The organism is Streptomyces lusitanus (genome assembly GCF_042647945.1).
Classification (GTDB): domain Bacteria; phylum Actinomycetota; class Actinomycetes; order Streptomycetales; family Streptomycetaceae; genus Streptomyces; species Streptomyces pseudogriseolus.
In genome coordinates, this window is sequence record NZ_JBHRWL010000025.1 from 1 (window position 1) to 6078 (window position 6078).

4 protein-coding genes are annotated in these 6078 nt (G+C 67.2%); 2 read left to right on the forward strand and 2 right to left on the reverse strand.

Translation table 11 applies throughout. The features are described 5' to 3' along the window. Window positions 1-661 precede the first annotated feature (661 nt). Together ACFOSY_RS28965 and ACFOSY_RS28970 are read left to right on the forward strand one after the other, a co-directional pair. Complete coding sequence (locus tag ACFOSY_RS28965; protein WP_394312440.1) at window positions 662-889, forward strand: hypothetical protein; 228 nt, start codon at window positions 662-664, stop codon at window positions 887-889. 39 nt (window positions 890-928) lie between these two features. Next, window positions 929-3601: a DEAD/DEAH box helicase gene (locus ACFOSY_RS28970; protein WP_394312442.1), complete on the forward strand. Its 2673-nt coding sequence runs from the start codon at window positions 929-931 to the stop codon at window positions 3599-3601. Window positions 3602-3631: 30 nt separating this feature from the next. On the opposite strand, the gene ACFOSY_RS28975 is transcribed toward ACFOSY_RS28970, so the two are convergent. Continuing rightward, on the reverse strand, window positions 3632-4723 hold the full coding sequence (locus ACFOSY_RS28975) for a ParB/RepB/Spo0J family partition protein (protein WP_394312444.1): 1092 nt from the start codon (window positions 4721-4723) through the stop codon (window positions 3632-3634). Then, a complete protein-coding gene (locus ACFOSY_RS28980; RefSeq protein ID WP_394312480.1) occupies window positions 4720-5985 on the reverse strand; it encodes a ParA family protein in 1266 nt (421 codons plus the stop codon). Before ACFOSY_RS28980 ends, ACFOSY_RS28975 begins: the two co-directional genes overlap by 4 nt. Window positions 5986-6078 lie beyond the last annotated feature (93 nt).

Consider the following 6078-nt stretch of genomic DNA (forward strand, 5'->3'; position numbering starts at 1 on the left):
GCGCTCCCCCGCCCTGCGGTCCTTCCGGCTGCGCCTACAGGACCGTTGGGGGCCCGCTGACGCGGGCCAGCCGACTGCGGAAGTAGGGGCTGCGCCCTGATGCCAGGGTTTCGGTGGTAGTGGGTGACTTCCGCTGCGCTCCAGCCACTTAGGGCGCTACGCGCCCTGGAGGCCGGCCCGAGCAGCTACTAGGAATGCAGTTGATGGTAGGGGGTGGTAGCCCTACCATCAGGTGATGCAGCATGTAGCATTGGCTAAAACACGGTAGAGGCGTGACGATGGCGGTTGGTGAGAGAATCCCTGGACGGATTACACGTAGGGCTCAATATTTTATTGGGTGTCATGGACACTGGACTGGTCGTAGCGATATAGAGCAGTACAGGGCTCGGTGGGTGGAGCATGGGATCTCCGAGGCTTAGATCGACCGGGTGGTCACCTTCGAGACTGTCGGGGGTGGCCTGGCCCTTCCTCCTTCTCCTCACCATGACGGAGGACCTCGGACGCTCAGCGGGGACGTCCCTGAGAGGCCCGGTCCTGACTGGCACTTCGGAGCCGGTGAGCAGCGTACGGCTCTTCCCTACTCGTTCATGATCGGTCCGGGCGGGGAGTTCGGGCTTCATGCCGGGAAGTGGGTGAGAGGTGTGAACGTACCACCACCACGTTGACGGGTGCTGCTGTGGACGACCTCGAGCTGGTCGGGTTCGAGGAGGTGCCGGAGGTCGCCGGCCTCGCGGACACCTGGTGGCGCGGCAGCGACTCGCTGATCGCCGTCTATCGGGGCGAAGCCGAGGTCATGGACGCGCCGCAGTGCCGGACCGCCACCATCTACGCCGGACTCTATGAATGGGGACTTCGAGGACGCGACGACATAGTCAGGCCTTCGAAGTAGCCTCGCCGCCCGAAATCGCGTCCAGGGAAGAGAAGAAGAATGCAGGGTATCTTGCTCAGGGAACACCAGGTCGACCAAAGGTCGGCCTTCCGTAAGTGGGTGGGATTCCCTGCAAGATCATCCGTGCCACCGCAGGGTGCCCGGGGCACAATCGTGTCAGCGACCGGTTCAGGCAAGACGATCACAGCCGCCGCGTGCGCGCTGGAGTCGTTCGCGGACGGCCGGATCCTCGTGACCGTGCCCACCCTGGACCTGCTCGCGCAGACCGCCCAGGCATGGCGTCTGGTCGGTCACCGGGCACCGATGGTGGCGGTGTGCTCGCTGGAGAACGACCCGGTGCTAAGGGCGCTAGGCGTGCGGACCACGACCAACGCGATCCAGCTCGCCCTGTGGGCCGGGTCCGGGCCCGTGGTCGTGTTCGCCACGTACGCCTCCCTGGTGGACCGTGAGGACGTCGACGCTCCCGAGGGGCAGCGGAAGGTTCGCGGGCCGCTGGAGGCCGCTCTGGCGGGCGGGGAGCGGCTTTATGGCCAGCGCATGGCGGGCTTCGACCTCGCGATCGTGGATGAGGCCCACGGAACCGCTGGTGATCTTGGTCGTCCGTGGGCGGCGATCCACGACAACCAGCGGATCCCGGCGGACTTCCGGCTCTATCTGACCGCGACCCCGCGCATCCTCGCCTCGCCCCAACCTCGAAGGGGCGCGGATGGCCAGGAGGCAGAGCTCGCGTCGATGGGCCAGAACTCAGCGACCTACGGCCCCTGGCTTGCCGAGCTCGGGCTGAGCGAAGCGATCGAGCGGGGTATCCTCGCCGGATTTGAGATCGACGTCCTCGAGATCCGCGACCCCTCCCCTGTTCTGGGGGAGTCGGAAGAGGCACGGCGGGGCCGACGCCTGTCCCTTCTGCAGACCGCGCTCCTGGAGCACGCCGCCGCGCACAACCTCCGCACCGTCATGACCTTCCACCAGAAGGTGGAGGAGGCAATGGCGTTCGCTCAGAAGATGCCGCAGACGGCCGCGCACCTGTACGTCAATGACGCCTCCGATGAGGACCTGGCGAAGGCGGAGGAGCTGCCCGCGTCGACGATCGACGCGGAGTTCTACGAGCTGGAGGCCGGCCGTCATGTCCCGCCGGACCGCGTGTGGTCGGCGTGGCTGTGCGGCGACCACCTCGTCAGCGAACGGCGCGAAGTGCTGCGTCAGTTCGCCAACGGCATCGACGCGGCCGGGCGCCGGGTGCATCGCGCCTTCCTCGCCAGCTGCCGCGTCCTCGGAGAAGGCGTGGACATCACCGGCGAGCGCGGAGTGGAGGCCGTGTGCTTCGCCGACACCCGCGGCTCCCAGGTCGAGATCGTGCAGAACATCGGCAGGGCGCTGCGACTCAACAAGGACGGCAGCACGAAAGTCGCCCGGATCATCGTGCCGGTGTTCCTGGAGCCCGGCGAGGACCCGCAGGACATGGTCGCCTCCGCCAGTTACCGCCCCCTCGTCGCCATCCTCCAAGGCCTGCGCTCGCATGACGAACGACTCGTCGAGCAGCTCGCCTCCCGCGCGCTCACCAGCGGCACACGCACCGTCCACGTCCGGCGCGACGAGAAGGGGCGCATCGTCGAAGCCGGCAGCGCGGATGACGGCGGGGACGTGGAGCAGAACAGCGCCGCTGCCGCCGCCGCATCCACACTGCTGCACTTCTCCAGCCCCCGCGACCCGGCCACCATCGCCGCCTTCCTGCGTACCCGGGTGTACCGGCCGGAGTCCCTGGTGTGGCTCGAGGGCTACCAAGCACTGCTGCGCTGGCGCAGGGAGAACGACATCACCGGCCTGTACGCCGTCCCGTACGACACCGAGGTCGAAGTTGGCGTCACCAAGGACTTCCCTCTGGGACGCTGGGTGCACCAGCAGCGCAAGGCACTACGCGCCGGCGATCTCGATCCCCACCGCAAGGAACTGCTGGACGCGCCCGAGGCCGGGATGGTGTGGGAACCGGGCGAAGAGGCGTGGGAGAACAAACTCGCCGCGCTCCGCTCCTACCGGCGGGCCACCGGACACCTCGCCCCCCGTCAGGATGCGGTGTGGGACGACCCGGCCGTCGGCGGACCCGTGCCTATCGGACAGCACATGGCCAATCTCCGCCGCAACAGCGGACTGGGCAAGGACCCGGAGCGGGCCGCCGTACGCGCGGCGCAGCTGGCTGCGATCGACCCGGACTGGGACTGCCCTTGGCCACTGCACTGGCAACGCCACTACCGCCACCTCGAAGGCATCGCCGCCGACGAACCCGGAGGGAAGCTGCCCGACATCGCCCCCGGCGTACTCATGGACGGTGACGACATCGGACGGTGGCTGGAGCGGCAGAAGCAGCCGGCCACCTGGGCGCAACTGTCGACCGAGCAACAGCAGCGACTGTCCCGGCTGGGTACCGAACCCCTTGATGCACCGTCTCCCGCCCCCGCGGCCGAGCGGACGGCGAAGGGGTTGGGGAAGACGTCAGCGGCTTTCGAGCGCGGTCTGGCAGCCCTCACACAATGGGTGGAACGCGAAGGTGACCGGCCGGTGCCACGGGGCCACAGCGAACGGGTCGCTATCCACGGTCACCCGGAGCCGGTGACCGTGAAGCTGGGCGTGTGGGTGTCAAACACCCGGGCAAGGCGCGGCAAACTCACCCGGGAGCAGTTGGACGCACTTCAGCAGCTAGGCATGCCATGGGCGTAGCCCCACTCCACCAGGCCCCGTCTGGCTGGCTCAGTATGCAGTGGTGGCCTGGCTGTCCCTGTGCTGAATGAGGAGATCCAGCATTTTGTTGAACTCATCCGGCGGCATCCTGTTGATCAGGTAGTGGGCAGCAGACTCACCGTCCCCATAGGGAAACTTCTTCAACTGCGGACGAGCGGTCTGGTCGGCTTCGGCTGCCACGTCGTTGGGAACTCGCGGCTCGTCGGCCGTGCGGCCAGGCGGACTCGGCACAGGTGAACTCGTACGAGGCTCGGGAACCGCTTCACCGGACGGCCTGTGGGTCTCAGCCTCGTTGCTGGGGGCGCTCGCGGACCCGCCGGTGATTACGCCGTAATCACTGTCTCCGTTCTTCCCCTGCTCCGGCCTTCGGGGTGTCTTGGCTTCTCTCAGCGCTTCTTTGTGAGCCCGCTCGGCCTTGAGGTTTTCCAGGGCAGCGGCTTGCTCGTCGTGCGGCCTGTTGCCGACAGCACGGAGCAGGTCAATAGGTTCCTCGCCGATCCGGGCCTGCAGTTCGGGTGTCAGGTTGAGCAGGGCGAGACGCTGTGAAACCCAGCCTTGGGAGCGGTGGAGTCTCTTGGCAAGGGCTCGCTGAGTGCCGTGGATGGCGAGCAGGCGCTGCAGCGCACGGGCCTCGTCGAGTTCTTCGAGGTCCTGGCGGTGGATGTTGGCTACCAGGGCGGATTCGAGGAGTTCCTCGGATGTGGATCCCTGGTCGTCGCTGACCATCACCTTGACGGTGGTGAGGCCGGCTTCGCGGGCGGCAGCGAGCCGGCTGCTGCCGTCGATGACCACGTGGGTGGTGTCCGGTTCCAGGTCGGTTTCCCGGCTGGGGTTGGCCTGGATGTAGGCGTCGCGGTTCATGACCGTGATCGCTTGTTTCTGGCCGTGGGTCTTCAAGCTGCCCGCGAGGTCGCTCAGGTCCCCGAGGCTGGACCGTGGGTTGTCCGGGTTGAGGCTGATGCGGTCGACGGGGAGTTCAGATGGAGGGGCGACGCCATCGGTCGGGACTCCGGTGGCTGCGGCGACTGCCTGGCGGCGTGCGCTGACGGGGCGGACTCCCCCACCGAAGCGGCCGGCGCCCAGTTGGTCGGCCTTGCTCACAGCACCTCCCTGGCAAGGGCACGCATGGCCACCGCTTGCTGCGACTTGGGCGCGTAGGACAGCAGTGGTTGTTTCACTCGGACGGCTTCCTTCTGTTCCTTGAGGTCTCCGATGAGGCCGACGACTCTCGGATCTTTTATGTCGACCCACCCTTGGAGGGACGAGGTCGCGATGTAGCCGCGGCGGGAGTCGTAGAGGTTCACGACGATGCCCAGGTATTCGATGTCGATCTGGAGGTCGTTGCGCAGGTCGTCGATCTGGGTGGTGAGGAGCTCGTAGGCGTCCGCGGAGCTGTCCTCGGCCTGGACGACGATGAGGGCGCCGGACTGCCCGTGCCTCTCGCCGTCGCGGCGTCGGCCGTAGTAGGCGGCGGCGTCCATGCTGAGGCCGAGGCTGGGCGGACAGTCGACGATGATTACGTCGTAATCACCCTCCAGCGGGGCGAGGGCTCTTTCCAGGGCGGCTTCCCTGGCGCGCACTGCGGACAGGCGCACGTCGAGCAGGAACGCGTCGTTGCACGCGGGCAGGAGGTGCAGCCGGCCGCCGAAGGTGTCCTCGTCGATGGAGACGATGAGATCGCGCAGGTCGCCCTTCGGGTCTCCGGCCATGTGGTTGGTGAGGCTGTCGCCGTTCATCGGCAGGGGAGTGGCGCCGAGCTGATTGGTCAGGTGGCACTGCGGGTCGAAGTCGACGAGCAGGACCTGCAGACCGGGGCCGGGGAGGTTTTCGATGTCGAGCGGGTCGTCAGAGGGCGTCGTCTCTCCGGCGTGAGGCTCGCTCGCCCGGAGGGCCTTGGTGAGTGCTTTGGCGACGCGCACGGAGTACAGGGCGTTGGGGTCTTCGGCGAGCGCCTCTCCCAGGCCGGCCGTGATGGCTGTCTTGCCGACGCCGCCCTTCTGGTTGCAGACGACGATGCGGCGGGTGATTTCCGGTCGCGCCACGTCCGGGGCGGGGTTCGTGTCGAGCCACAACTGGACGGACTGGGCCAGGCCCTGGATGAGGGAGACGCGTCGTTCTGCTGCGATGCCGCGGAACTCGTCCCACTGGCCGGGCGGCAGGAACGTGGAGAACGAGTCGGCGCCGGCTGTGTCGATCGATGCCGGCATTGACGCCAGGCTGCACCAGTCCCTGATGCCCTGTTCGACAGCGGTCTGGATTTCGATGCCGTGCTGCGCGGCTCTGACTTTGAGGCTTTGCCGGAGCCATCCCGGCAGCTTGGAGACGACCTTCTCGCGGTCGCCGGCGGTGGTTGGCGAACTCATGAAGGACACCATACTAACGCGCAAGATCTTTTGTGAGGTCGACACGTTAGCTTCGCAAAACTGGTGGGTCAGCTGGGGGACTTCGTCGGCGCG

What these genes read in the sequence shown, in the direction of transcription:
- ACFOSY_RS28970 (WP_394312442.1), top strand. Translation starts at nt 929, where the DNA reads ATGCAGGGTATCTTGCTCAGGGAACACCAGGTCGACCAAAGGTCGGCC.
- ACFOSY_RS28980 (WP_394312480.1), bottom strand. Translation starts at nt 5,985, where the DNA reads ATGAGTTCGCCAACCACCGCCGGCGACCGCGAGAAGGTCGTCTCCAAG.